This is a genomic window from Gilliamella sp. W8123 (assembly GCF_016101085.1).
Classification (GTDB): Bacteria; Pseudomonadota; Gammaproteobacteria; order Enterobacterales; family Orbaceae; genus Gilliamella; species Gilliamella apis.
The window spans coordinates 119,250-144,124 of sequence record NZ_JACFRE010000003.1 but is presented as its reverse complement, the minus strand read 5'-3'; the positions used below and the strand labels follow the sequence as shown (position 1 = coordinate 144,124).

Annotated in this window: 21 protein-coding genes, 1 tRNA gene, 1 other RNA gene and 2 pseudogenes; 10 read left to right on the top strand and 15 right to left on the bottom strand. The window is 32.9% G+C overall.

Going from position 1 to position 24,875, the window contains the following annotated elements:
* Positions 1-36: 36 nt before the first annotated feature.
* Positions 37-933, bottom strand: a complete 897-nt coding sequence (locus tag H3T56_RS05080) for a DMT family transporter (protein ID WP_198192183.1) — start codon at positions 931-933, stop codon at positions 37-39.
* A 569-nt stretch (positions 934-1,502) separates the two neighbouring features.
* On the opposite strand from H3T56_RS05080, the gene H3T56_RS05075 reads away from it, so the two are divergent.
* From H3T56_RS05075 to H3T56_RS05060, 4 genes are all read left to right on the top strand, one after another.
* Positions 1,503-2,483: a D-glycerate dehydrogenase gene (locus H3T56_RS05075; protein WP_198192182.1), complete on the top strand. Its 981-nt coding sequence runs from the start codon at positions 1,503-1,505 to the stop codon at positions 2,481-2,483.
* A gap of 64 nt (positions 2,484-2,547) precedes the next feature.
* Positions 2,548-2,912, top strand: a transfer-messenger RNA (tmRNA) gene (ssrA, locus tag H3T56_RS05070).
* Positions 2,913-3,124: 212 nt separating this feature from the next.
* Positions 3,125-3,442 carry a hypothetical protein gene (locus H3T56_RS11750; protein WP_198192181.1) on the top strand — a complete coding sequence of 106 codons (318 nt, stop codon included), beginning with the start codon at positions 3,125-3,127 and terminating at the stop codon, positions 3,440-3,442.
* Positions 3,443-3,521: 79 nt separating this feature from the next.
* A complete protein-coding gene (locus tag H3T56_RS05060; RefSeq protein WP_198192180.1) occupies positions 3,522-4,760 on the top strand; it encodes a hypothetical protein in 1,239 nt (412 codons plus the stop codon).
* 41 nt (positions 4,761-4,801) lie between these two features.
* Here the strand turns inward: H3T56_RS05060 and H3T56_RS05055 are convergent, their stop codons facing one another.
* Positions 4,802-5,029 carry an EexN family lipoprotein gene (locus H3T56_RS05055; RefSeq protein ID WP_086361254.1) on the bottom strand — a complete coding sequence of 76 codons (228 nt, stop codon included), beginning with the start codon at positions 5,027-5,029 and terminating at the stop codon, positions 4,802-4,804.
* Positions 5,030-5,263: 234 nt separating this feature from the next.
* Between H3T56_RS05055 and H3T56_RS05050 the strand changes: the two genes are divergently transcribed.
* The 3 genes and pseudogenes from H3T56_RS05050 (at position 5,264) to H3T56_RS05040 (ending at position 9,939) form a co-directional block, all read left to right on the top strand.
* The gene (locus H3T56_RS05050) at positions 5,264-6,745 is read left to right on the top strand and encodes an ATP-dependent endonuclease (RefSeq protein ID WP_198192179.1); all 1,482 of its coding nucleotides are present in this window, start codon (positions 5,264-5,266) and stop codon (positions 6,743-6,745) included.
* 1,036 nt (positions 6,746-7,781) lie between these two features.
* Positions 7,782-9,018: pseudogene (locus H3T56_RS05045) on the top strand (integrase domain-containing protein).
* A 60-nt stretch (positions 9,019-9,078) separates the two neighbouring features.
* Positions 9,079-9,939 carry a DUF6216 family protein gene (locus tag H3T56_RS05040; RefSeq protein WP_198192178.1) on the top strand — a complete coding sequence of 287 codons (861 nt, stop codon included), beginning with the start codon at positions 9,079-9,081 and terminating at the stop codon, positions 9,937-9,939.
* A 62-nt stretch (positions 9,940-10,001) separates the two neighbouring features.
* Here H3T56_RS05040 and H3T56_RS05035 read toward each other — a convergent pair whose 3' ends face one another.
* The gene (locus H3T56_RS05035) at positions 10,002-10,121 is read right to left on the bottom strand and encodes a hypothetical protein (RefSeq protein ID WP_110424221.1); all 120 of its coding nucleotides are present in this window, start codon (positions 10,119-10,121) and stop codon (positions 10,002-10,004) included.
* A 38-nt stretch (positions 10,122-10,159) separates the two neighbouring features.
* The gene (locus H3T56_RS05030) at positions 10,160-10,609 is read right to left on the bottom strand and encodes an outer membrane protein (protein WP_108720916.1); all 450 of its coding nucleotides are present in this window, start codon (positions 10,607-10,609) and stop codon (positions 10,160-10,162) included.
* A gap of 418 nt (positions 10,610-11,027) precedes the next feature.
* Between H3T56_RS05030 and H3T56_RS05025 the strand changes: the two genes are divergently transcribed.
* Positions 11,028-11,498, top strand: coding sequence for a pyridoxamine 5'-phosphate oxidase family protein (locus H3T56_RS05025; protein ID WP_198192177.1), 471 nt, complete (start codon positions 11,028-11,030; stop codon positions 11,496-11,498).
* A 315-nt stretch (positions 11,499-11,813) separates the two neighbouring features.
* Here H3T56_RS05025 and H3T56_RS05020 read toward each other — a convergent pair whose 3' ends face one another.
* Positions 11,814-12,770, bottom strand: coding sequence for a hypothetical protein (locus H3T56_RS05020; RefSeq protein WP_198192176.1), 957 nt, complete (start codon positions 12,768-12,770; stop codon positions 11,814-11,816).
* A 267-nt stretch (positions 12,771-13,037) separates the two neighbouring features.
* Between H3T56_RS05020 and H3T56_RS11745 the strand changes: the two are divergent.
* A pseudogene (locus H3T56_RS11745) lies at positions 13,038-13,969 on the top strand (COG2958 family protein).
* 141 nt (positions 13,970-14,110) lie between these two features.
* Here the strand turns inward: H3T56_RS11745 and H3T56_RS05010 are convergent.
* Both H3T56_RS05010 and H3T56_RS05005 read right to left on the bottom strand, forming a co-directional pair.
* The gene (locus tag H3T56_RS05010; protein ID WP_086360536.1) at positions 14,111-14,848 is read right to left on the bottom strand and encodes a carbonic anhydrase; all 738 of its coding nucleotides are present in this window, start codon (positions 14,846-14,848) and stop codon (positions 14,111-14,113) included.
* Between the two features lie 228 nt (positions 14,849-15,076).
* Positions 15,077-15,152 (bottom strand) — tRNA-Asn (locus tag H3T56_RS05005).
* Between the two features lie 148 nt (positions 15,153-15,300).
* Between H3T56_RS05005 and H3T56_RS05000 the strand changes: the two genes are divergently transcribed.
* Positions 15,301-15,873 (top strand): TIGR00730 family Rossman fold protein, encoded by a 573-nt coding sequence (locus H3T56_RS05000; RefSeq protein WP_198192174.1) that lies wholly within the window; start codon positions 15,301-15,303, stop codon positions 15,871-15,873.
* Positions 15,874-15,932: 59 nt separating this feature from the next.
* Here H3T56_RS05000 and fruA read toward each other — a convergent pair whose 3' ends face one another.
* The 8 genes from fruA to H3T56_RS04960 all read right to left on the bottom strand — a co-directional run bounded on the left by fruA (position 15,933) and on the right by H3T56_RS04960 (position 24,823).
* A complete protein-coding gene (gene fruA / locus H3T56_RS04995; protein WP_198192173.1) occupies positions 15,933-17,648 on the bottom strand; it encodes a PTS fructose transporter subunit IIBC in 1,716 nt (571 codons plus the stop codon).
* A gap of 8 nt (positions 17,649-17,656) precedes the next feature.
* The gene (gene fruK / locus H3T56_RS04990) at positions 17,657-18,592 is read right to left on the bottom strand and encodes a 1-phosphofructokinase (protein WP_065613857.1); all 936 of its coding nucleotides are present in this window, start codon (positions 18,590-18,592) and stop codon (positions 17,657-17,659) included.
* 2 nt (positions 18,593-18,594) lie between these two features.
* Entirely contained in the window at positions 18,595-19,797 is a 1,203-nt protein-coding gene (gene fruB / locus H3T56_RS04985) for a fused PTS fructose transporter subunit IIA/HPr protein (RefSeq protein ID WP_198192172.1), read from the bottom strand.
* Positions 19,798-19,997: 200 nt separating this feature from the next.
* Positions 19,998-21,026 (bottom strand): catabolite repressor/activator, encoded by a 1,029-nt coding sequence (gene cra / locus H3T56_RS04980; protein WP_034900747.1) that lies wholly within the window; start codon positions 21,024-21,026, stop codon positions 19,998-20,000.
* A 158-nt stretch (positions 21,027-21,184) separates the two neighbouring features.
* A complete protein-coding gene (locus H3T56_RS04975) occupies positions 21,185-21,940 on the bottom strand; it encodes an ABC transporter ATP-binding protein (RefSeq protein ID WP_086353797.1) in 756 nt (251 codons plus the stop codon).
* On the bottom strand, positions 21,937-22,908 hold the full coding sequence (locus tag H3T56_RS04970; RefSeq protein WP_034900751.1) for an iron chelate uptake ABC transporter family permease subunit: 972 nt from the start codon (positions 22,906-22,908) through the stop codon (positions 21,937-21,939). The genes H3T56_RS04975 and H3T56_RS04970 overlap by 4 nt, the downstream gene beginning before the upstream one ends.
* Positions 22,898-23,857 (bottom strand): ABC transporter permease, encoded by a 960-nt coding sequence (locus H3T56_RS04965; protein WP_034900753.1) that lies wholly within the window; start codon positions 23,855-23,857, stop codon positions 22,898-22,900. The genes H3T56_RS04970 and H3T56_RS04965 overlap by 11 nt, the downstream gene beginning before the upstream one ends.
* 9 nt (positions 23,858-23,866) lie before the next feature.
* Entirely contained in the window at positions 23,867-24,823 is a 957-nt protein-coding gene (locus H3T56_RS04960; RefSeq protein ID WP_198192171.1) for a siderophore ABC transporter substrate-binding protein, read from the bottom strand.
* Between the last annotated feature and the right edge of the window lie 52 nt (positions 24,824-24,875).

The window sequence follows — 24,875 nt, the reverse complement described above, 5'->3', positions numbered from 1 at the left end:
TTTTTTAATCAAAGCATTAATAAAAATTATAAAATATTAATGCTTTTTAAATTTGATTTTCCCTTCTGATAAGAATACGCCGCCAAGTGTAAATAAGGTACCTATTGCTGCAATCCAAGTAAAAGGTTCATCTAAAATTAATACTGCATTAATAATTGTCAAAATTGGCACTAAATAGATATAGATGCTAATTTTGACCGCACCCACTAATTTTACCGCATAGTTCCAAGAGGCAAAGCAGATAGCTGAAGCACCGACGCCTAAAAATAAGATATTTATTAAGTTTATTGGTTGTTCAAATCTCGAAAAATTCCATTCAAAATCAAACAAATACAGTGCAGGTAACATAAACATTAGACCGTAAAAAAAGAATCTTCGCGTCAACAAAATAATATTGTAACCATAGTTACTACTTTTTTTAGTTAAAATTGAATAACACGCCCAAAATAGGCAAGCAAACACCGCCAATAAATCACCAAGCGGATTAACCGATAATACAAACTGCCCATTGAAGCTAATTAAGGCTATACCTATCATGCCGAATAGACAGCCAATATAAAACACTTTCGCTGGTTTTTCGGCCTTAAGAAAGAAGATAGCCAATATAGCAGTAAAGACTGGAGCTAGTGTGGTGATCACACCAACATTTGATGCTGTAGTATAGGTTAAAGCTATATTTTCACAGAGAAAATAACAAGTGACACCACAAAATCCAGCGCCAAGAAACATCAACTCTTGTTTAATCCCTTGCCAAGCAAAAAAGCGAGGCGCTAACAACCAAAGCGTGGCATAGCCTAAGGTAAATCGGAAAAAGAGAATTTCAATCGGTTTAAAATCTGTCAGTAAAACTTTGGTGGCAATATAAGTGATTCCCCAAATAAACACTGTCATCAGTGCGATTAGGTGGCCTTTTGTCCTTGATGAAAATAACATAAAAATTCTCTCTGCTCACTTATTAGTATTTAAGCACCATCCATTACATTATTATTTAGTTACCAGACTAAATATGCCAAATAAATTGAGAATAGATAAAAGGCTTGATAATAATAAAAATAATACTATTTATTAGAATAATGAAAATCGCTAGATATTAACTTGCTGTTAATAATTGTTCAATATATTTTCATATATCGATTATTTATGTAAATTATATGATTCTATAGCAGGACTAGTTAGCACTAATAAAAATTGTAGGCAAAAAAAATCCACTCAAAAATGAGTGGAGGGCAAAAAAATGAATTAACGTAATCTGAATATATAGACAGACTAAATCACAAAAAGTTCCAACTAATTTCAAAAAAATTTAATATTTTCCTAAAAAATATTCTATTGAATTGATTTATATTAATAATTATTTTTAAAAATATTTAAAAAAATATAAATATTTCTCATTCTTCAGTACATAAAAACTAATTTGCTTTAAACTTAATTTCATTGCAAATTTAAATAAGCTAACGCTATACTGCGGTAAAAATAGTCTATATAGCTATATAGGAGTATTTATGAAAAAGAATGTTGTTTTATTTAGTAAAATTCCAGCTGATCAGCAAGAAAGACTAGCGAAAGCTTTCAATCTAACACTATTTGAAGGTGATCCTAAAACCGATATTAGTGGATTTATCCAAACATTAGCCAATGCTGACGGTATGATTGGATCTAATATCCCAACTCGAATTGATGATAATTTTCTGCAACAAACCCCTAAATTAAAAGCTGCGGCGACAATTTCAGTCGGTTTTGATAATTATGATTTGCTTGCTTTAAAAAAACATGGCGTCCGATTAATGAATACTCCGAAAGTTCTTACTGAAAGTACCGCTGATCTCATTTTTACCTTACTCATGGCTACCGCTCGTCGAACCGTTGAATTATCTAATCTTATTCATAATGGTGGTTGGAATAAAAGCATCACACCTGAGTATTTTGGTACAGATATTTATGGTAAAACCATTGGTATTTTAGGAATGGGGCGTATTGGTCAAGCCATAGCTAAACGAGCACATTGTGGTTTTGATATGAACATCATATATTATAATCGTTCAGCCAATGCCCATGTTGAACAAGCCTATCATGCTAAACGTCTTGAACTAGATGATGTCCTTAAACAAGCTGACTTTGTTGTTATCATTTTACCGCTAACCGATCAAACAAAACGACTTATTACTAAACAAAAATTAGCGTTAATGAAATCATCAGCTATCCTTATCAATGGCGCTCGAGGTGCGATAATTGATGAACAAGCACTCTATGAAGCATTAAAAAATAAAACCATTAAAGCAGCTGGTTTAGACGTTTTTGAAGTTGAACCATTAGCCAAAGATTCGCCATTATTAAAACTTGATAATGTTTTATTATCACCACATGTAGGTTCAGCCACCACTGAAACTCGATATGCCATGGCCAAATGCGCTGTTGATAATATTATTGCCGCATTAAAACCGGAAAAACCAACTGAAAATTGGGTTAATCCAGAAGTCGGGTAACTTGTATTACCACTTGAATTCACCTATAATGCCCCAATATTTTCTTTAAATACCAACCACAATTGGGGCTGATTCTGGATTCGACGGGATTTGCGAAACCCAAGGTGCATGCCGAGGTGCGGTAGGCCTCGTAAATAAACCGCAAAAAAATAGTCGCAAACGACGAAAACTACGCACTAGCAGCTTAATAACCTGTATAGAGCCTTCTCTCCCTAGCCTCCGCTCGTAGGACGGGGATCAAGAGGAGTCAAACCTAAACGAGATCGTGTGGAAGCCTTGCTTGGGGCGGAAGCATTAAATTTAATCAAGCTAGTTTATCAGTGGCGTGTTTGTCCGCAGCGGGTAAGCGAAATTTAAAGACAAACTACGCATGTAGTACCAAGGATGTAGAGATTTCGGACGCGGGTTCAACTCCCGCCAGCTCCACCAATTCAATAAACAGTAACATTCTTTTAAATCCTTTAAAACACATCAAAATCAGTAAATACAAGGCTTAAAGCCTATTTTGTTATTCATTAAGCACCAGTAATATGCATTTATAAGCAAACATTAGCTCAAAATGAAAAAGTAGATATTTTTCAAATATTTATGTTTATCAAATTAATATATGTATTTTAATCGGCGATTATGAATTATATGATTTGATTATCGAATTTTTTGATAAATATAGTTCACCTTACAGCGCAAAAACAATTGATTCATTTATTCAGACATTAAAAATTAAGTTACCTAAGATTGGGATACCATCTAATCATTTTATTGCATTCAATAATGGATTAATTGATCGTATTACTAGTAATTTAATGTCACATAGTCCCAATCATTGGACTACAGCAATCAATCCTCATGATTATTCTCTAGTTATGAAACAAACTCCAAATTTTGATAAATCAAAAAAAGTTGTGATTAAAATAACAAGTTCAGGCCAAATCGTTAAAAGTATAAAAAACTATAATTGATTATATATCAAGAAATGGCAGTGAAAAAATAATCGATAAGGATGGATTAGAAATACAATTAAATAGTGATAGAAAACATTTGGCTGATCAGTTTATTGATGCTTTTGAAAGTGATAAAAGAGAAACATTGAATATCGTTTTTTCTTACCATGAAGCAAAACGAGAGCATTTGTTAGAGGCAATAAAAAATACTATTGATAACAAATATCCCGATAATTACTACGCTATGGCAGTACATGAGGATACCAAAAATCCTCATTGTCATGTGATTTTAAAATTAGAAAACTCTAAAGGAAAACGAATTAATCCTAACAAAAAAGACTTGCAGGAATTTCGAGATAATTTTTCTAAAGAGTTAAATAAATTTGGGTATCAAAGTAAGTCTACAAATTATTACTCAGTTAAAGATAAGCAACATATCAAACATATCAAACAGCTCAATAACTATAATCAATTTGTCATTAAGGATTATGGTAATGCTCCCTATCAGAATAGGTCAAATGGCAAAGCCTCTTTTTTTGTCACTTATGAAACTCAAAAAGGGAATGAAATTACTATTTGGGGGAAAGGGCTTAAAGATGCGGTTACTAAAAATAATATTGAAAAAGGTGATAGAGTTAGCATAATTAAACAAACCAAACAGACCAACACAGGAAAAATTAATCAATGGCGAATAAACGTTATTCAAAAACATTTAGAAAAGGATTTTAATAAATCAATGACAATGCGTGAACGAATTAGATTACAACAAAAGACGAATAACAATCCTCAAGTTTCAAAGCCTAAAATAATTAAAACATCAAAATTAAAACTGACGATAAGGCAACAAGTTGAAACTTACCAATCTCAGAAAAAACCTAATCCAATAGAGCTAAGTAATGAGCAACCTAAACTAGAAGAACCAAAATTAAAACAAACAATAAGGGAACAAGTTGAAGCTTATCAATCTCACAAACAACTTAATCCAATAGAACCAATTAATGAACAACCTAAACCACAAGAATCGAAATTAAAGCAGACGGTAAGACAGAAAGTTGAAGCTTACGAAGCTCAGAGAAAACTTAATCCAATAGAGCCAATTAATGAGCAGTTTAGACCAAAAGAACCGAATTTAAAGCAGACCGTAAGGCAACAGATTGAAACCCAACAGAAAGCAAATACATTGCTAAAACAACAAATAGAGGTTCAGCCTGATCCATTGTTTAATGAACATGAACAAAAACAATCAAGTCTAAGAAGTGCATTAGATAGAATAATTCAAAGTAAAAAAGATAAAGAAAAACAGAAAAGTAATAAAAAGATGGATCGAGACTATTAACTATTATGTGATCTTTACAGATCACATATTTAAAATTTTGGTTATTTTTTCTCACCATAATTAGGGAAAATACTATTGAGATTATGACTTGCCGCAGATCTTGCATTTTCACATGCTTGTGAATTTTTATCTATTTCACCATTACGGCATTTTTTCAAAAATACTTTAAGTTCATCTTGATGCTGTTTCCAGTATTCCACCGTTTTAATATCCTCACTACAGGCAAATAAAAAAGCAGTTAATGGGATTAAAAATAATAGTTTTTTCATTGTTTATTCCTTATAAATATTGATCAATTAAAACTATATTATTTTGTTTTTTAATTGTTAAATCCAATTGTTAATACGGATCAATTGACGTCTATTGATCGCCCAAGTCGATCAATTAATATTTTAATGATACAATTCTAATAATTACTATGTAGGTCTTTGTTAGAGATTAAATTGATATAAATAATATGTTTTAGATTTAATGCAATTGATATAGGAACAGGAAAAATAGTTATGGATACAGTACAATTAAATATTAAAAACATCAAAAACATCAGTAGTGCAAAACTTGAGTTACCGTTTAGGGGCGGAGTTTATGCTATAGCAGGGGCTAATGGGTGTGGAAAAAGCACAATTATGCTCATTTTATCTGTTTTACTGAGCAAAAAAAGATATTCAATGTTTCAATGTGAGGACATTTCAAATGATTCTTTTATTGAAATAACGATAACTGACAATTCATTAAAAACACCATATCGAAAATGTAAATGGGTTGTAGATAATGGAAAACTCGCATTAGTTGGAGCAGCTAAACCAATTATTTATACGGGTATGTATGAGGGTAGTTTATTTTATGGCGCAAGATTTGAAAATTCAACTATTGTTGACGAATTGTTAAAGAAAAAATCTATTCTTGACGAAGATATAACAAATGCGCCAGAAGAAATAAGTAAGACATTAAGCTATATATTGCGAGGTGATAAAGATAATTATCAATCACTTAGTAAAATAGCATCACTAAAAGTAGCTAGAAAATATGATCTAGATAATGTGCCTTATTTTGTCGAAGCCCATAATGGCAACTTATTAAGTCAGTATAGAATGAGTTCTGGTGAATGTTTATTGATATCTTTACTGAACTATATATATTTTACATTAAGACAAAAAGAAAAAACTGAACGAAAGAAAATTATTATAATAGATGAGGTAGAATTAGCATTCCATCCTATTGCAATTGAAAGGTTTATGGAATATTTACATAATTTAGTTAGAGAACACCCTAATTTCATTATCTATATAACATCACACTCTCCAAAGGTAATTAATAATATTCATCCAAGCAACTTGTATATGCTAGAAAATAATCAAGGAAATATTTCATATGTTAATCCATGTTATCCTAGTTATGCAATTAGAGAATTATATAAGAACGATGGATATGATGTGATTATTCTTGTTGAGGATGAACTTGCTCGGTTGGTAATTGACAAAATATTATTAGAAAAAAATCTAATCAAAAGCCGTTTAATAAATATTATTCCTGTCGGCGGTTGGCGTAATGTTTTAACTTTACATAAAGATATTTTAGAAAAAAGGGTATTCTCTGAAAAATGCAAAGTAATTAGTATATTAGATGGTGATGTTAAAGGAGAAAAAGTTCCGAAGGGAACAAAAGATCTACCTAAATTATATTTACCAATTAATAGTGTTGAGAAGTTCTTATACAGTATTGTTTTTAATCAACAACATATATCTTTAAGAAAAGTTATTAATGATAAATATTGTAGGGTATTATCATTAAATCAAATTATGGCTGAGTTTAATAAAATAAATAGAAGTACAGAAGATATTGAAAAGAAATTTTATCATTTCTTTATAGAAAAAATTCAAATGATGGAAGACGTATTTGTTAGAGAATTAACCAAAGATATTTTTGATACAAAATTTGTCACTGATTCTTTTTTAAACAGCTTAGTGAGTTTTTTATCAAAATAACTGGTGGCTGCATATTACAACAAAAAATGATCGCTAAACACTATGTCAGTGATCATTATTCATAAACGGAAATACATGCTCAAAGATTTATTAAATAAGAATTGGGCTTACAACAACAAAACAAAAGATATAAGGAGAAGTTTCATCTGATTCATATGTTGTCAATATAACATCTTTAGATGAATAATGCTTAATAGTAAGTTCTATTTTATCTAGAATACAAGATACTGAATCAGTAATTTTCCCACTATAATAGGCTTGTTTGAATGACCCACCTTCATTAATTTTAATGCCATATTTATTTTCAATATCTATTAGTTACTTAAACATTTTATTCCCTTATTATTTTTTGAATATTTCAATACAAAATGAAATTTATCTAAATTATTTTACCGTCTATTTTATTATATTAGCTGCATTATTTAAATAGTTAGATCATTTTTAGTGATGCTCATTACTGATCAGCTTAAAATGGAATAAGTGATCATTTCGACTGAATTATGCTGAGATGTTTTCTCATGTGCATTAACCGTGAATTTTGCTAATGCAACCATGTTGAAAAGCTATTGATGGGCAAGTCATCAACAACTTTACAACATTAATTCACCGTTACTACACAATCGAAAAACCAACATTTGTGTTTATTTTTAATTTGCGCTCCGCGCTCAAGTTGTAATAAATTTTTTATTTTATTTTTTTAGACAAAACTAAGATTAGTAAGATTACTTTTTCAAAAAACTCACTTTTTTTATATAATATTAATAAGGGAATAAATAAAGGAAATTTTTAATTCTGAATTATAACAAATTCAATAATGGCAAGGGTTTATTTGCATTAATTCAACTCCCGCCAGCTCCACCAAATTATCGTTTATTGATGTTCAATAAATTACATTAAAGCTTGAAAATACAATGTTTTCAAGCTTTTTTATATCTGCAATATTCATTGTGATTCAGTGACAATCAAGTATTTTAGTTATATAATTGGTTATATGAAAATGTATAACTAAATAGCGTATAACTAAAAGGATATAACAATCGCACGTATAACTACCCCCCTCTTGGATACTAAAATCAAAACATCCAAGCCACAAGAGAAAGAATATACCTTACAGGTATGGCAGAGGGTTATATCTGCTCATTAAACCTATTGGTACAAAGATCTGGCGCTTTAACTATTATCGACCCGTTTCTAAAAAACGAGCATTAATTAGTTTTGGTTCTTACCCCGAAATAAGTTTAGCTGATGCTCGTATAAAACGCGATAACGCAAGAGCGTTATTAGCTAAAGGTATCGATCCTCAAGACTATAAACAATCTGAACAACGTCGCTTACAAGAAGAACAAGAGAATACTTTTGAGAAGGTAGCTCGTGAATGGTTTACGCTTAAATCTAAATCAAAATTAAAAGAAGCGACACTTAAAGATATTTGGCGCTCGCTAGAATTACATATATTTCCCTCCGTAGGTAACAAGATGATTACAGAAGTGAAAGCTCGGGATTTTATTTCTGCACTAGAACCAGTGAAAGCTCAGGGTAAGTTAGAATCAGTTAAACGTCTTTGTCAGCGTATTAATGAAGTGATGTATTATGCGATGAATATTGGTTTAATTGAGGAAAATCCTGCTGCTAAGATAAGTAACGACTTTGCTAATCCAACAGTTAAAAATATGCCAGCACTAAAACCTGAAGAATTGCCTGAACTCTTAAAGGCATTGGAAACGGCGAATATCGAACGTCAAACCCGTTGTTTATTGTTCTGGCAACTATTAACTATTACTAGACCAACAGAAGCGGCAGAGGTTAAATGGTCTGAAATTGATTTTGATAATAAACTTTGGACTATTCCTGCTGATCGAATGAAAATGAATCGTGTCCATATGATTCCATTATGCCAACAAGCAATTGAGATACTAGATACAATAAAACCAACTAGTGGGCATCGTGAACATGTTTTTCCAAGTATGAAATCTCCTTATAATAAACCAATGAATAGTCAGACGGTTAATGCTGTGATTAAGCGGGTAGGTTTTTCTGGGCGTTTGGTTGCCCACGGATTTAGAACTATTGCATCAACAGCACTAAATGAAGAAGGATTTGATTCTGATGCTATTGAAGCCGCTCTAGCTCATATTGATAGTAATGAAGTACGACGCGCCTATAATAGAGCTATTTATCTAGAACAACGAGTTAAGATGATGCAGTGGTGGGCGGATTTTATTGTGAAGGCTCAATTGGACAATAAATCGCCAAGCATGGTTGCCAATTTATAATACGTTACATCTGTTAATGAAATAAAGTCCTAACTTTATTACCTAAAATAGGAAAAGCCAATGGATTATAATCAATTTTTTAATTCTATCAATATTTTCATAGAGACCCCAATAGTTAAATATATAGAGATTGGGATTATTATATCACTGGTTATTTATTTGGCTTTAAAATGGAAAATAATTATTTTCTTAAAGGATCGGTTATGGGGTATTTTATTGGGTAAAAAAAATTCTGAATTTTTTAATAAGGAATGGAAAGAATTTCATAATAGTAATATAGATATTGCCCACTTTAATGCTTTATATCATATTTCTGCCAATACTGAACGACAGATTAATAAATATCTAAAATGGCTGAAAAGAAATAGAATATCAGCTATTCAAATGATGAAAATTAAAAGTCGTTTTGATATAGAAAAACTATCATTTAAAAAGATTAGGTTTGTGGAATTATTATCTTTTATTTTTGGTGATTTTATTTTATTTATTATAGTTCTTGTTTGTTTAAATTTTGTTGTTACTTCTGCTGCATTGATAAAAGTAGGAGAAAATAGCCCTTGGTTTTGGATATCAGACAGTTACGCAAAGAGTTCTCAATTTTCTTTACTTCCTTTTACTAATACTGACTGGATATTAACTCCTTCTATGTGTAATACAAAAGAATTTAATGCAGAAAAATGGTCAACGGAAATGAATTTACCCCTAACTTTGGCAAGAGATATTTGTAAGCATTTTTCTAATAAAGAATCAAAAGACAAAATAACGAATATAGTTAAGGAACAAAGGGTGTTTTTCGGTTTTAACGGTGTATTAATTTTTGTGTATTTTTCATATATTTTCAATTTTTTATTTCAGGTTTTTTATGCTAGAGGTTTAAGGTTAAAGATAAAGAGACATAGAACAAAAAAATGGAGTAAGTAATTAAATTCATCTGAATGCTATGCTATCGAGGTGATTTTTTAAATCACCTTACTATTTTAGTATTAAAAACTATAACGCATACCAACCATTAAATCAGTTGTGCTGAGTTTTAATTCTGATTTTGAACTATTATCAAATGTTGAAACGCTAATTTTGCCACCATAAGTATAACGGGCAATCACATCTGCCGACCAATTGTCAGTAATTTTATAGCTAGCACCTAAACCTGCTGCATAAGCAAACGAGTTTTGCTTTTAGAATCTTTGTCTGCATCTTCATTATCACTGCCTACAACAAGCCCTGTACGTTCATATTTAAGAAACACAGCTCCTAATCCTAACGATACATAAGGCGTAAAATTAATGCCAGTATCAAAATCGTAATAGGTATTAACCATTAAGGTATTCATTCGTGTTTTGATATGTAAATAATCATCATCATTTAGATAAGTGCCAGGATTGTTTTCATCTTCATAAGTGGCCGATTTTGGATTAGTATTCTTATCAAGATTGCCTCTAGCTGTATAGGTGAGCTCTGTTCGTATCGGCACATCAAATTGTGACTTAAAATTATAACCAATGCTAAGCCCACCAGCGAATACAGACTTAGTTTGTGAATCAAAATTAAATCGATTTGGATCAACATCACCATCAAAAAACTTATGATTAATGCTCCCAGCAAAATCAAATAATTAAAAATTAAAGCGCTGTTTCTATATATAAATCGACTACACACGAACTATATTAACCCCCAGAAATGCACATAAATTATACATCCGTTATTTTCATTCGAACTAAATGCAAAGTTTCATGCCAATAATTTACTATTTAATAACTTCCTTTTAAATCCTTTAAAACATATCAAACCAAAAGATAACATTAACCTGTATTTGGAAATATATATCCCAAAGTGCTAAATAAATTGCGCCTATAGTAATATTACTTACCATCTAATCTAAGTTTTAAGGCTGTTGCAAATTTTGCAGAAATTCCCATTTAGGTTTAATATCAGTTTGATATTAATAATAAAAACATATCAATCTATTATTACTTAAATCTAAGTTATCTATAATATAAAAAAGGATATTTATGAGACGCAAAGATAGAGAAATAACTAATCTTGATGAAGTGATCGATATTTTAGAGCATACTGATGTTATTCGTTTAGCCATGAATAATGGTGATTATCCCTATATTGTTCCTGTCAATTTTTGTTATGAACTAACAACAGATAATCAGTTTATTTTTTATATTCATGGGGCTAAAGTGGGAACTAAAGTTGAACTACTCAGACAAAATCCTTTAGTTAGCTTTGAGCTAGATACAGGGCATCAATTAATCACTAATGAAAAAGCCTGCAAATATTCCTTCGATTATGCCAGTGTTATTGGCAATGGGCATGCAACCTTTATTGAAGAACCCACCGCAAAAATAGCGGCGTTACAAATAATAATGAATAAATTTGCACCAAACAAAACTTTTACTATTACCGAAGGTGATGTTAAACCGGTTGTCGTCATAAAAATTACTGTACACGCTTATACAGCAAAAAAACATTAAATTATGATGACTATATTATTATGGTAGAAATAATAAAGAAAACTTAAAATAATGATATTGATACACGAGTTTTTAAACATTTAGTTATTAACTATCAGTAATAAGAAAATAACACAAAATAGGTTAAAAGCTCGTGGTTTATTTAGGGTATATGTTGAATATACAATAGTAGATAGCTAGTTATAAATACTCAATTCTATAGGTCACTTTTCATTTAGATATATAAACAATTTTAATAAAATAGAAATCCAGTATTTACAAGTTTTTTAATACTTTTGTTAAGATTTCGCTGGCTGAATACAGATCTAGCCACTCTCACGAATTAAATAATTCTCGGATAAAGCTTAACTCTGGATTTACCTCTATCACTTTATCAACCATTTTGTTATACCACATTGGTTTTTGCCATGTTGCAAAGTTCGGCAAATGGTCAATTGCCATTGGTGTCTTTAACAAAGGGTGATCGATTTCTGGGGTAGATAAACCATGACGAATTCGAAAATTTTTGACTGCCTGATATTCAAATGGCCAAAGAAATAACATGATATCATCAATTTCATAACCAGTTGCTGGCTGCTTTTCGTCATTATCAAGAAACAGTGATATCCATTCTAAATGATTATCACAAAGCTTGATTAACCAATCAGTCAACTCATTTTCATCGGTGCTGTACAGCACTTCCTGACAAAAACGATGATAAAATAGGTCAATTGGGATATTTGCCCCATCCCAATCAATGCTTTGTTTACGCTCACTTGCCATCATTTCAATCGCTAATACCCCTAAGCGCTGTGGTCTCGGTGGTACAACATTACCTCTACCATCCCCACCCCAAGATAAACTTCGGCTCATATTACCATTAAGAATACTTTCAACAATCTTAGGGTAGCAAGGCTCAATTAACTCAAATCGATTACAAGCAAACATCATTAGTAAGATTTGTCCCTGACTTGATAGATTTTTGAGAAAACGATTTTGAATTGCATAGATATTATAGTAATCAAGTAACAAACTTAATGCAGATGTAACAATATAACCATATAAATAAGGGATCTTTTCTTTTTTGTTATTAAAATAAAATATAGTGTAATAATACATCGTTTGAAGAAATTCAATTGATATATCAGCTAAAATATCATCTTTATTTCTTAAATAAATATCCTCTAATTTAGTTTCAATACTATCTATTGTATTTTTTTCAGCAATACTAAGATCTTTTTTCAGTATAATGTATTTATTATAATACTTATTAATCTCATTAATAGAGGCCATATTCGCTGTTCTCCATGATTTACTAAATAAAATCCAATTTTTCCATTATGTTTGGCATTTCATGTATGTCAAAACTAGTGCCGTTTTAAATATAACTATGTAGCTAATAATCTTATAAGCAATAAATTATTTTTGAATTTATAACTATCAATAATGATTATATGATTTCTTATAACTATTAAAGTTAACATTGAATTGATAGCACTAGCTAATTAAATTATATATTAGGTGTATATTAATCATTATTACAAAGAGTTATTAAACATTATGTCATTAAATCTCAGGAAGACAATATTTAATCTACTTAAACAGCAACCGCAAAAACAGTTTACCGCTAGACAATTGGCTCAGTTGATATTTATGCCTGTGCTGAAAAAAACAGGCTAGTGAGCGTTTAATGACTGATGATGATGTTATTGCCCAAATTGCAGCTGAAATTAGTGCCCAGCGACCACTTTTACAAAAAAAAACATCCAGAAATAAAAACCACAGAGGGTCGTTCTAAAAAGTATTACTTTTCGCAAAAATCGGATGAAGTAGAAGTACTAGACGCTGAGTATTTATCTACAAAGAAATAGCCCACTCAAGCCCAAACAGAAAATAATGGTCATGGTGAACACTCTCTCTATCCATTATTAAGTAAATATCTTTATGATGAACTTAATGTGTACTCTAAACGTATTGATGAAAAAACCTCATCAAATAGAATGGGTAAAAATGGCAATATATGGCTACATCCTGATATTGTTGGCTTAGAAGATCTCAGCTCCGATTGGGATAGCTTAGTCAAAGATTGCGTTAAACTTTATGCCGATCAGCAAAGTAAACTATGGTCATTTGAAGTTAAAATATTACTTAATATGTCAAATGTTAGAGAATCATTTTTTCAAGCTGTATCTAATTCTTCATGGGCTAATTTTGGTTATTTGGTGGCTTCACAAATTACGGGTAGTGATACATTAAAAGAACTCAGAGTACTGTGCGCAGTACACGGTATTGGCGTTATTAAATTAGATGTAGATAATCCATCAGAAAGTTAAATTCTAATTCCTGCTCAAGAAAAAACTATTATTGATTGGGACTATTGCAGTCGTCTTGCTAGAGAAAATAAAGATTTTAATAACTATATTAAGTTAGTTAAGCAGTTTTATCAAGCTGGTGAAATAAAAGTTTTTGATTGGGATTATACTAATACTTAAATAAAAAAATCACTAAAAAATAGACACTAAAAAGTCATCCTCATTGTGATAAGCTATCGTTAATTGATACTTTTTTAATCAATATAACAATCAAAATTGGCTTTATAATAAATCTTAATAAAGCCAATCAAAATTCATTTATTAATCAACAATAACTCTTCCATTTAAAGGTTGAACTGGGCGGTTGTTGTTGTGATGCATGATTGAGTGGAATTTTTCAATTTGTTGTTCTGAGACTGTTACAGGTTGTTCTAACACAATCCATCTTACACCTTCAGTACACGGTGGTGTTGTTAATGATCCACTAAAGCGATAATAATCGAGTGTTTTAGGAAATAATGTACTGATATCAACAGTTTTGTGTAAAGTTACTTTGTTATCCACTTCCGTAGGCATTTGCTGCCAAGCCTTCGCAATTTCAGAATTCGCTTCGCCACTATTAAACATTAAGGCGACAACGGTAAGCTCACCAGTTTTATTTTTGTAAACAAAGTGGGCTTCCATTGGATAACTTTTACCTTTAATGGTATTTTCACTTGGACTATGAAAATGGAATTGTTGTAACGTAAAGGTTTGCTCATCTAATATTAACTGATTATCACCAGTAACGTTAACCTGAATAGTATGTCCGTTATTAATAATTTCTTGTTTACTTGGTTTGAATGAGAACTTTAAGTTTTCATGCTCTGTCTTTAATGCATGATCGATATTGATCGGTGACTGATTTTTACCATTCTCACAGGTAGAATACTCTGCTGATAATTTACCCCAGTTTTCTGGTTTTTCTTGACCTTCATATCCCCAATGAGATGAATGTCCTATAGCGGCACAAGATAAGCTAGTTGCCATTAATACTGCAATTACTACGTTATGTTTCATGTTGATTTCACACTTTGGTATTAATTGGAGGGAGGCTGAATTATACTCTGCAAGAATAAGGCTTTCCAGCTAAAACACGCCTTATAAAAAATAATTATATATCGCTGTTCAAACATGGCTAAACGGCGAATTAATAATGTTTATGCAGATAAAAGTGATCTTGAAGTATCTATTGAAAAGTAGATATAAAAAAACCTGCTATATAAGCAGGTTCTTAAAAACTGAAATTGGCTCCTCCAACAGGACTTGAACCTGTGACATACGGATTAACAGTCCGCCGTTCTACCGACTGAACTATGGAGGAACACTTAACGGACAAGATATTAACCATCTATGACGATTCTGTCAATCTCTAAAACACTAATTAGGTTTAACTGCTCAGCTTGTAAGCAAATCGAGGGAAAACTATGCTAAAATAGCGAGAAAATAGCATAACCAGTAGAGTAAAATTGATGAAAAAAAATATTTGTGTGTTTTGTGGCGCGAGTGAAGGTAATCGTCCAGAATATCGTATGGCAGCAGAGCAATTAGGTATGACCATTGCTAAACAAAATAGACGATTAATCTATGGTGGAGGCAATAAAGGACTAATGGGTGTTATTGCTAATGCGGTTCTCGCTCATGGCGGTGAAGTTATTGGCATTATCCCTGAGCGGTTAGTTAAAGCTGAAACTGCACACCATGGTATTACACGTTTGGAATTTGTTGAAAATATGCATCAACGCAAAGCAAGATTAACTGAGCTAGCTGATGGTTTTATTGCTATGCCTGGAGGCACAGGTACATTAGAAGAGCTGTTTGAGGTATGGACAGGTATGCAAATTGGTTATCATGAAAAACCAGTTGCCTTATTAAATAGTCAATTTTGGCAACCTATGCTCAATTTTTTAGAACACGCAGTACAAGAAGGCTTTATCCGAGACAGTTTTTATCGAACATTGATCGTAGCAGATGTTGCTGATGAAATGTTAGAGAGAATGGATAATTTTATCCCAAAAGATTTACAGCGTTGGGTAAAAAAATAGATTAAGACAAAAATAAAAAAGACGCCATCAAATGATGGCGTTTTTAGTTGCATAATGTATTATGCGCTAACTAATTCAGAAGTTTGTGCTTCAGGTTTTTTAATCAATGCGTAAGCGACACCCGCAATCACCGAACCAACAGCAATGGATAGTAAATAACCACCAACTGGTTCAACCACACCAGGGATTGCTAGTACAAATAAACCACCATGTGGAGTCTGTAATATAGAACCAAATGCCATTGCCATACCACCAGTGATTGCCCCACCAATAATACAACAAGGGATAACTCGTAATGGATCACGTGCAGCGAAAGGGATTGCCCCTTCAGAGATAAAGCATAAACCTAATGCTAATGAAGCTTTACCGCTCTCTTGTTCTGCTTTAGCAAATTTTTTGCGCGCAATTAAGGTTGCTAACCCCATTGCTAACGGTGGAACCATGCCACCAGCCATAACAGCAGCCATTGGTGCATAAATATGTTCAGAAATTAAAGTAGTACCAAATGCATAAGCAACTTTATTAATTGGTCCCCCCATATCCGTACACATCATACCACCTAATAAAGTACCTAAAATAATCGCATTCCCAGTACCCATAGATTTCAACCATCCAGTTAATGCAGTCATTAACCATGCGATAGGTGTACCAACAATAAACTGCATAACTAAGCCTGTAGCTAATGTAGCAAGTAATGGTACAATAAGAATTGGTTTTAATGCTTCAAGTGTTTTTGGTAATGGTAAATACTTAATGATTAACATTGCTAAGTAACCGGCAAAATAACCAATGATTATACCACCTAAAAAGCCCGCACCGGTTGAAACAGCTAGTAAACCACCAACAAGGCCAGGAGCAAGCCCAGGTCTATCGGCAATTGAGTAAGCGATATAACCAGCAAGTAATGGCACCATTAGAGAGAATGCTAAACCACCAATTTGCGCTAAATGAGGTTCACCGACCAACGTTTTAACCAACACTCCCTGATCGTTTAAAACATCTTTAAACTCACCAAAAGCAAATGATAGGGCGATGATCAAACCACCAGCAACCACCATTGGTAACATATAAGACACACCAGTTAATAGATGCTGATAGACACCTTTCTTCTCGTTACTTGATTTTGTTGTTGAAGCAGAACTAGTTGGTTGATAAATTGTAGCTTCTTCAAAAGCTCTATCTAATTCTTGTGCAGTTTTTTTAAGAGCTGGACCGGTTTTAGTTCGGTACATCTTTTTACCTGCAAACTTACTTAAATCAACATCTATATCACATGCTACTATCACTAGATCAGCTGAAGCCACCTCTTCTGGAGTTAATTCATTACCAACACCAACCGAACCGCGAGTTTCAACTTTACACCACCAGCCACGTTTTTTCGCTTCTTCTTCAATCGCCTCAGCAGCCATAAATGTATGAGCAACACCAGTTGGACAAGCTGTTACCGCAACAATACGTTTTTGTCCGTTGTTTGAAGTCGCAACAGCTGCAGAATTAGCAGATTGTTGATAAACAGTTGTTTTACTTTGTGCTTCATTCAAGATTTTTTTAGGATCAGCAAAAATTTCATTGAGATCATTTACCACATAAACTTTTTTACCAATCACTGATTTATCGCTGATATTACCATCACCAACCGAAATAATCGTATCAGCTGATGCCGCATTATCAACAACTTTGAAATTTAATGAATTAGCGGCTAACACTAATTCCGCTTTAGCTAAACGGCCATTAACTGGGCCTGAATTGCTACCTTCTACAATATATATATTCATGAATACTCCTATCCCGCAATTATTTCAATTTTTTCCGACATGTTGGTAACCGCTTGACGGTCTGACACCCCAACTCCGGCTTGTTCAACTGATAAAGCGGCAACACTTGATGCAAATACTAAGGTGTCTTTAATTGATTGGTTAGTTAGTAAACCATACATTAAACCACCGACCATTGAATCACCAGCACCAACCGTGCTAACCACCTTACATTTAGGCGGTTTGGCTAACCATGCTTCATGTTTAGTAACCCATAAAGCACCTTTACTTCCTAGTGAAATTACTACGTTTTCTACGCCACCATCGATAAGCTCCATAGCAGCAGTTTTGATTTCTGATAATGTAGTTAGTTTTCTACCAACCCACATTTCGAGTTCTTTATCATTTGGTTTAATTAACCATGGATTAGCTTTCAACCCAGCAACTAAAGCATCACGGCTACTGTCAAACACAACTTTAGGACAAATTGCTTTTACTTGTTTCATCCACTCAGTGAACTTTTCAAGAGATACACCTGCAGGTAAACTGCCACTAATGGCAACCATATCAATCTCTTTCAACCATTCCAATGAATTAGTCACAAATGTTTGCCAATCTTGCTCGCTAATAGTAAAACCAGAAAAATTAAGATCTGTAACTTCACTGTTTTCTTCGGTTAATTTAACATTAATACGAGTACGACCTTCGACTGTTTGGAATTTATCAGTAACATTTAATGATTCAAACAGTAAATTAAAACCATCACGATTCTCTTTCCCTAAAAAACCACCAACGGTTAATTTAATACCTAAGTCAGATAAAACTTTAGCAACATTGATACCTTTACCAGCTGGCAGTAAAGCATTAGTTTGCACTAAATTAACATCACCTAACTCAACTTTAGGGCAAAAACCTAATAGATCATAAGCGGGATTTAAAGTGATAGTTGCAACACGATAAGTCATGATTAAGCACCCTCACCTAAGCCGCTTTCAATAGCTTTACCGATTGCATCTAATACTTGTTCAGCATCATCACCAACTGCTGTGAATTGTAAACGACTGCCTTTTTTTGCACCTAATGCAACAATCTTCATTAAACTGGTTGCACTAACTGGTTCATTTTTACCATCGAGATTAGCAACAGTCACTTTACTATTGAACTCTTTTACTAATTTAACTAGCACCGATGCAGGGCGAGTATGCAATCCATTTTCATTAGGAATGACAAATTCTCTGCTTAGCTCACCATTAGATTCTCCACTTTCTGATGAAGCACTTGACGTTGTAGATTGAGTTTCTGCTTGTTGTGATGAAACTGACTGCGAACCTGATAATAAAATATTGCTAAAATCATCGCTATTTGCAGTGATTAGTAAGTTTAATTTTTGATTGTAAGCTAAGGTAGCAATGTTATTTACAATAGCTGTAACATTATCATCAACCGCTGCAATGGTAATCAGAAGTTTAACTGGCTTACCGTCTTGGTTTAGCTCACTTACTGTACGACTAATCGCAATTGCATTTTTTAAATTACCTTCACGGCTGTCATTTAACCATACGCCGTCACCCAAATAATTCGGTGTATTATCAAGGACGTTAGTAATAAAGCTAGCATTAACAGCATTTTGTTGTTTTAATCGTGAGGCATTTAAAGCTTGTAAAGTAGCTAAACTGTCAGCTTGAATATTTAATAATAATGAAGATTCATTAATAACAAATTGACTATCTTCTAAACTCTCTTTGCCAGTTAAAATAGCGAGAGCTTCATCGGCTGATTGAATATTCTTAATTCTTTCTTCAACACCATCAGCACCAAGTACGTGAGTTAATTGACGAAGTAATTCTAAGTGTTCATCTGAACTTGCCGCAATACCGATGGCAAGATAGGCTTTTTCACCATCATCACCCCATTCTACACCTTCTGGGAAACAGAAAACTTGCACACCCGTTTTTTTAACTAGATGACGAGTTTTAGGCGTACCATGAGGTATAGCAATACCAATACCTAAATAAGTTGCTGCTTGACCTTCACGTTCAAGCATACCATCAACATATCCTTCTCCGACAAAACCAGCACTAGTTAATGCAGCTGCAATTTTCTTAATTGCTTCAGTTTTATTGGTTGCTTGTTCATTTAAATGAATATCTTCTTTAACTAAATGAAACATAAAATAAATACCTCTGGGTTATAATGTTGGGTCAACTAAAAACAACTCAGCAATCCCACAATCGTTCGTTATTGAATAATATTGAATCGTTTCAGCAATAATGAATATAAACTTGTTAATAATCAAGTAAATTATATCTATTAATTCCTAAAGTGTGATCTAGATCGTTTTTTTAAGAAAATAGCTGTCGTTATGACGGCTTAAATTGATTTTTTAGCAATACTTTTTCGACTCAGGCTACCTCGATAAATTAAGCGTCGAGGAATAACTGTGGTTCCTGGCTGATAGCTTTTATTATGTAAACTATCAAATAATAGTTTAATGGTTATTTCTGATATCGCTTTATGATCTTGTGATAACGCAATTATTTTACAAGGTAAGAAATTAAGTAACTCATTATCACCAAAAGTTGCAATAGTTAGATTTTCTGGCAGATGATCAAACTTTTTCAAAATTGCATCAATTGTGCCTTGTAATAAAGAAAAAGAAGTAGAAAAGATACCATCTGGTAAATCATTATATTCTAACCATTGACTAAAGGTAGCCTCAGCATCACGACGACTATAATTATTTGCACATAAAAAATCAACTTTATTGTTACTATTTGATGCAATTTCCTTAAAGCCTTCCATACGCTGCTGGCTAACGGATAGATTGGGTAAGGCACCAATATAAACTACTGTGCCATTAACTAACTGATCAAATGCTTTGGCTAGCATTTCTGAATCTTCTTTATCAGCACCAACAACATTCCTAAACTCTGATACAGATAATATTCTATCTAATGCGAACAGAGGGATATCACTATTTTGCCAACCATCATAAAAGGCATAATCTGGTTCGGCAACAAATGACGAAGATATCACCAACGCATCAACTCGCCGCTGTTTTAAATGCAGAACACACTCTTTTTCAATTTTCGGATCATCTTCAGAACAAGAGAGTAATAATTGATAACCTTCTTTTTTTACTAATTGCTCTAAATAGCTAGCAATTCGATTATAACTGATATTTTCGAAATCAGGAATAATGATACCAATTGTGCGAGTTTTACCTGCTCTTAAACCTGCAGCTACCGCGTTGGGTTGATAATTGTACTCATTTACCACCGCCATCACTTTTGCAATGGTTTTATCACTAACCCGATATTGTTTGGCTTTACCGTTAACCACATAACTCGCTGTGGTTCTTGATACACCAGCTAACAATGCAATCTGCTCTAATTTCATGACTTAATCTCAAAAAAAAACTACTTGTTATTTAACCTGAACATAAATTAAATGTAAACAAAAGTTATATTATTTATAAATAAATTAAATAATTAAACGTTAGAAATAAAAAAGGATTTAGTTATTTTCTAAATCCTTGTTGTTAAAAAATTTAGATACTAATAATAAATAGCAATATTTTGATTATGAATATTTTCTATTTTGACTGGTGTATCAAAAATTTCCTCTAATATCTTTGAATCCATAATTTGTTTAGGACTGCCTTGATAAACCAGTTGGCCATCTTTCATCGCTAAAATATAATCGGAATAGACTGAAGCAAAGTTAATATCATGAATAACAATCACAATGGTTTTCCCCAGTTCATTGGCAGCTCGTCTTAGCTGTTTCATCATAGCAACCGCATGTTTCATATCAAGATTGTTTAATGGTTCATCTAGCAATACATATTCAGTATCCTGACAAAGTACCATTGCCACATAAGCTCGCTGCCGTTGCCCACCTGACAGTTCATCTAAAAATCTATCTTTATATTCAGTTAGATTTAAAAATTCTAGCGCACGATTAATATAGACTAAATCATCTTTATTTAATCGCCCTTTAGAATAAGGATAACGGCCAAATCCAACCAACTCAAAAACGGTCAATCGACTGGTAAAACGGTTCTCTTGTCTTAACACAGATAAATAGGTTGCAAGTTTATCACTAGGCGTATTAACCACATCCATATTATGAACTTTTACTTGTCCCTCATCGGCAAGTAATAGACGGCTAATAATTGATAATAAGGTTGATTTGCCTGCACCATTTGGACCAATGATCGCCGTAATACCACCTTGAGGTATGATTGCTTTCACATTTTTTAATACAGGTATGGTTTGATACTTTTTACTAATATTATCAATTTCTATCACATCGGAACCTTTTTCAATAATAAGAAGATAAACAATGAACCACCAATAAACTCAATTACTATCGATAATGCGCCCACCATATTTAGGACCCGCTCTAAAAACATCTGTCCACCAACAAGAAAAATCACGCCTAATAAAAACGCAGTTGGTAATAAAAAACGATGCTGGCTAGAGCCACTAATACTATAAGCTAAATTAGCAATAAGTAGACCTAGGAATGTGAATGGCCCAACTAACGCGGTTGATATTGAGACTAATACCGAAACGAGTAATAGAATGATAGTGACACTTTTCTGATAATCGACCCCAAGATTAATAGCATTATCACGTCCTAATGCTAATACATCAAATCGAAAGCGCATTCGCCATAAAAACAGACCAATAATTGAGGCAATGATTAATGAAAACACGATTAAGACAGGCTCGGCTCGGGTAAATGTGGCAAAAATACGGCTTTGCAAAACAGCGAATTCCGTTGGCGTCATTAATCGTTGTAATAAATTGGAGAAACTACGAAATAGTGTTCCTAAAATAATACCAATTAATAAAACCAAATGAAGATTTTGTTTAAGTTTGGTAAATAATCCTCGATACAAAAATAGAGAAAATAAAATTAATAATAATGATTCGAAAATAAATTTACCCACAATACCAATATAAGGAATACCTTGTGCATCAATAAAAAATATTACCAATGTTTGAATCAATACAAACAAAGATTCAAATCCCATTATTGAAGGTGTTAAAATTCGATTATTAGTAACAGTCTGAAAAAGCAAAGTCGACGTTGCAGCAGAAAAAGCCACTAAAATCATCGTTAAAACAATCCAAGTACGATGAGTCAATATATAACTAATATTGCCTTTTAAATTGAATGTCATGAAAAAAATGACACAAAATAGCGCAATACCCAGTAATATCAGTACAGTATTTCGACTTGAAATAAAGCGTTTTTGATTAACCAGCATGACGTTTTTTACTCAACAATACTAAAAATATAACAGCACCAACTACACCAAGGATTACACTAACTGGAATTTCGAAGGGATAGCGAATAACTCGTCCAATAATATCACAGAGTAAAACCAGACCACTACCTAGCAGACAAATCCACGGAATAGTTTTACGAACATTATCGCCAAACAATAAACTCACAATATTAGGAACAATTAAGCCTAAAAATGGTAGTACCCCTACCACCACAACTACAATTCCACCAATAAGTGCAATGACAATTAGACCAGTTAACATTACTCTATTATAATTAAGTCCGACATTGACGGAAAAATCCCGTCCTAATCCAGCAACAGTAAAACGATCGGCGCTCCAACAGGCAAGTAAGGTAATAGCACCAACTAACCACAATAGTTCATAGCGACCTTGCAAAATGCCAGAAAAATCACCTGATTCCCAACCACCTAGTGATTGTAATAAATCAAAATACATGGCAAAAAAAGTACAAATTGCACTGATTACTGCACCAAGCATAATGCCAATAAGTGGAACCATTAAGGCAGATTTAAAGATGATTTTACGTGAGATAAACATAAACAACATCGTGCCAGCCATTGCAAATAAACTTGCCACCACCATTTTCGTCATTACAGTTGCACCAGGAGCAAATACCATCATGACTAATAGCCCAAGACTTGCAGACTGGGTTGTCCCCACTAATGAAGGTTCAACAAACCGATTTTGCGTAAGTAATTGCATAATTAAACCAGCAACACTCATAGCGCTACCAGCTAATAGTAATGCTACCGTTCTAGGAACACGACTAACAAAAAAGATTTGTCGCATATTACTGTCAGACCAAAGATCGGCCAACGTCACATGCCCAGCACCAATAAACAGACTTAATGCAGCCATTGCTATTAAAAGAGCAATGCCTGCAATAAAATAAACCGTTTTTGTCATAACTTATGATTAGTTGGCTGATGTTTTTTGTAAAACATCACTTATTTGGTCGATTAATTGACTATAAGTTTGAATACCGCCAGAGATATACATTGAAGTTGAATCTAAATAAACAATATGATTTTGTTGCCATGCATCAGTTTTTTGGATTAATTCGTTATTTAGAACTTGTTGTGCTGATTGAGCTTCTTTATTACCAATCGCATTGTCTCTATCTAACACAAATAACCATTGTGGATTAACACTTAACACAAATTCAGAAGTTACAGCATTACCATGACGACCGGCTTCTTGGAAGGTTGTTGCAGGTTTGAAACCTAATACATCAAAGATAAAGCCAAAACGTGATTTAGGGCCATAAGCTGACATTTTACCACCATTAACCATAATCACTAAGGCAGTTCCCGCTGTATCTGTTTTAGGTTTTAGTGTTTCAATTTTTTGTTTAAAATCAGCAATTAATTTTTTAGCTTCTGCTTGTTTACCAAAAATATCGCCTAACTGTTCAGTACGCTCGGTTAAGCTAGCTACAAAATTATTAGGATCAATATCAAGCGAAATAGTTGGTGCAATATCGCTTAATTTTTTATAAACATCATTGGCACGGCCGCCTGCGATAATCACATCAGGTTGTAATGAACTTAACACTTCATAATTTGGTTCAAATAAAGTACCAACATTGGTATAAGCTTTATCAGCATACTTTGATAAGAATTCTGGGAAATGAACATCCGATTGTGGGACACCGGTTACAGGAATTTTTAATGCATCAATAATATCCAGTGTCGCTGTGTTATAAACTACCACTTTTTTCGGGTTTTCAGGAACATCTGTTTTACCTTGAGCATGTTCAACAGCTATAGTTTTATTAGCTACTGGTGCTTCTTGTTTTTTATCGTCACAGCCAGCTAATACAAATAAAGCGGCTAGTAATACTAAAAATTTAACTTTGATAGATGAATACATTGTAACTCCTAGTTATTAGCTTAGTCCAAAAGCGAATGGATGATAAATAGAA

Excerpts from the sequence above, each read along its gene's own strand:
- H3T56_RS05080 (WP_198192183.1), bottom strand. The coding sequence starts at position 933 with ATGTTATTTTCATCAAGGACAAAAGGCCACCTAATCGCACTGATGACA.
- H3T56_RS05075 (WP_198192182.1), top strand. The coding sequence starts at position 1,503 with ATGAAAAAGAATGTTGTTTTATTTAGTAAAATTCCAGCTGATCAGCAA.
- H3T56_RS05055 (WP_086361254.1), bottom strand. The coding sequence starts at position 5,029 with ATGAAAAAACTATTATTTTTAATCCCATTAACTGCTTTTTTATTTGCC.
- H3T56_RS05050 (WP_198192179.1), top strand. The coding sequence starts at position 5,264 with ATGGATACAGTACAATTAAATATTAAAAACATCAAAAACATCAGTAGT.
- H3T56_RS05040 (WP_198192178.1), top strand. The coding sequence starts at position 9,079 with ATGGATTATAATCAATTTTTTAATTCTATCAATATTTTCATAGAGACC.
- H3T56_RS05025 (WP_198192177.1), top strand. The coding sequence starts at position 11,028 with ATGAGACGCAAAGATAGAGAAATAACTAATCTTGATGAAGTGATCGAT.
- H3T56_RS05020 (WP_198192176.1), bottom strand. The coding sequence starts at position 12,770 with ATGGCCTCTATTAATGAGATTAATAAGTATTATAATAAATACATTATA.
- H3T56_RS05010 (WP_086360536.1), bottom strand. The coding sequence starts at position 14,848 with ATGAAACATAACGTAGTAATTGCAGTATTAATGGCAACTAGCTTATCT.
- H3T56_RS05000 (WP_198192174.1), top strand. The coding sequence starts at position 15,301 with ATGAAAAAAAATATTTGTGTGTTTTGTGGCGCGAGTGAAGGTAATCGT.
- fruA (WP_198192173.1), bottom strand. The coding sequence starts at position 17,648 with ATGAATATATATATTGTAGAAGGTAGCAATTCAGGCCCAGTTAATGGC.
- fruK (WP_065613857.1), bottom strand. The coding sequence starts at position 18,592 with ATGACTTATCGTGTTGCAACTATCACTTTAAATCCCGCTTATGATCTA.
- fruB (WP_198192172.1), bottom strand. The coding sequence starts at position 19,797 with ATGTTTCATTTAGTTAAAGAAGATATTCATTTAAATGAACAAGCAACC.
- cra (WP_034900747.1), bottom strand. The coding sequence starts at position 21,026 with ATGAAATTAGAGCAGATTGCATTGTTAGCTGGTGTATCAAGAACCACA.
- H3T56_RS04970 (WP_034900751.1), bottom strand. The coding sequence starts at position 22,908 with ATGCTGGTTAATCAAAAACGCTTTATTTCAAGTCGAAATACTGTACTG.
- H3T56_RS04965 (WP_034900753.1), bottom strand. The coding sequence starts at position 23,857 with ATGACAAAAACGGTTTATTTTATTGCAGGCATTGCTCTTTTAATAGCA.
- H3T56_RS04960 (WP_198192171.1), bottom strand. The coding sequence starts at position 24,823 with ATGTATTCATCTATCAAAGTTAAATTTTTAGTATTACTAGCCGCTTTA.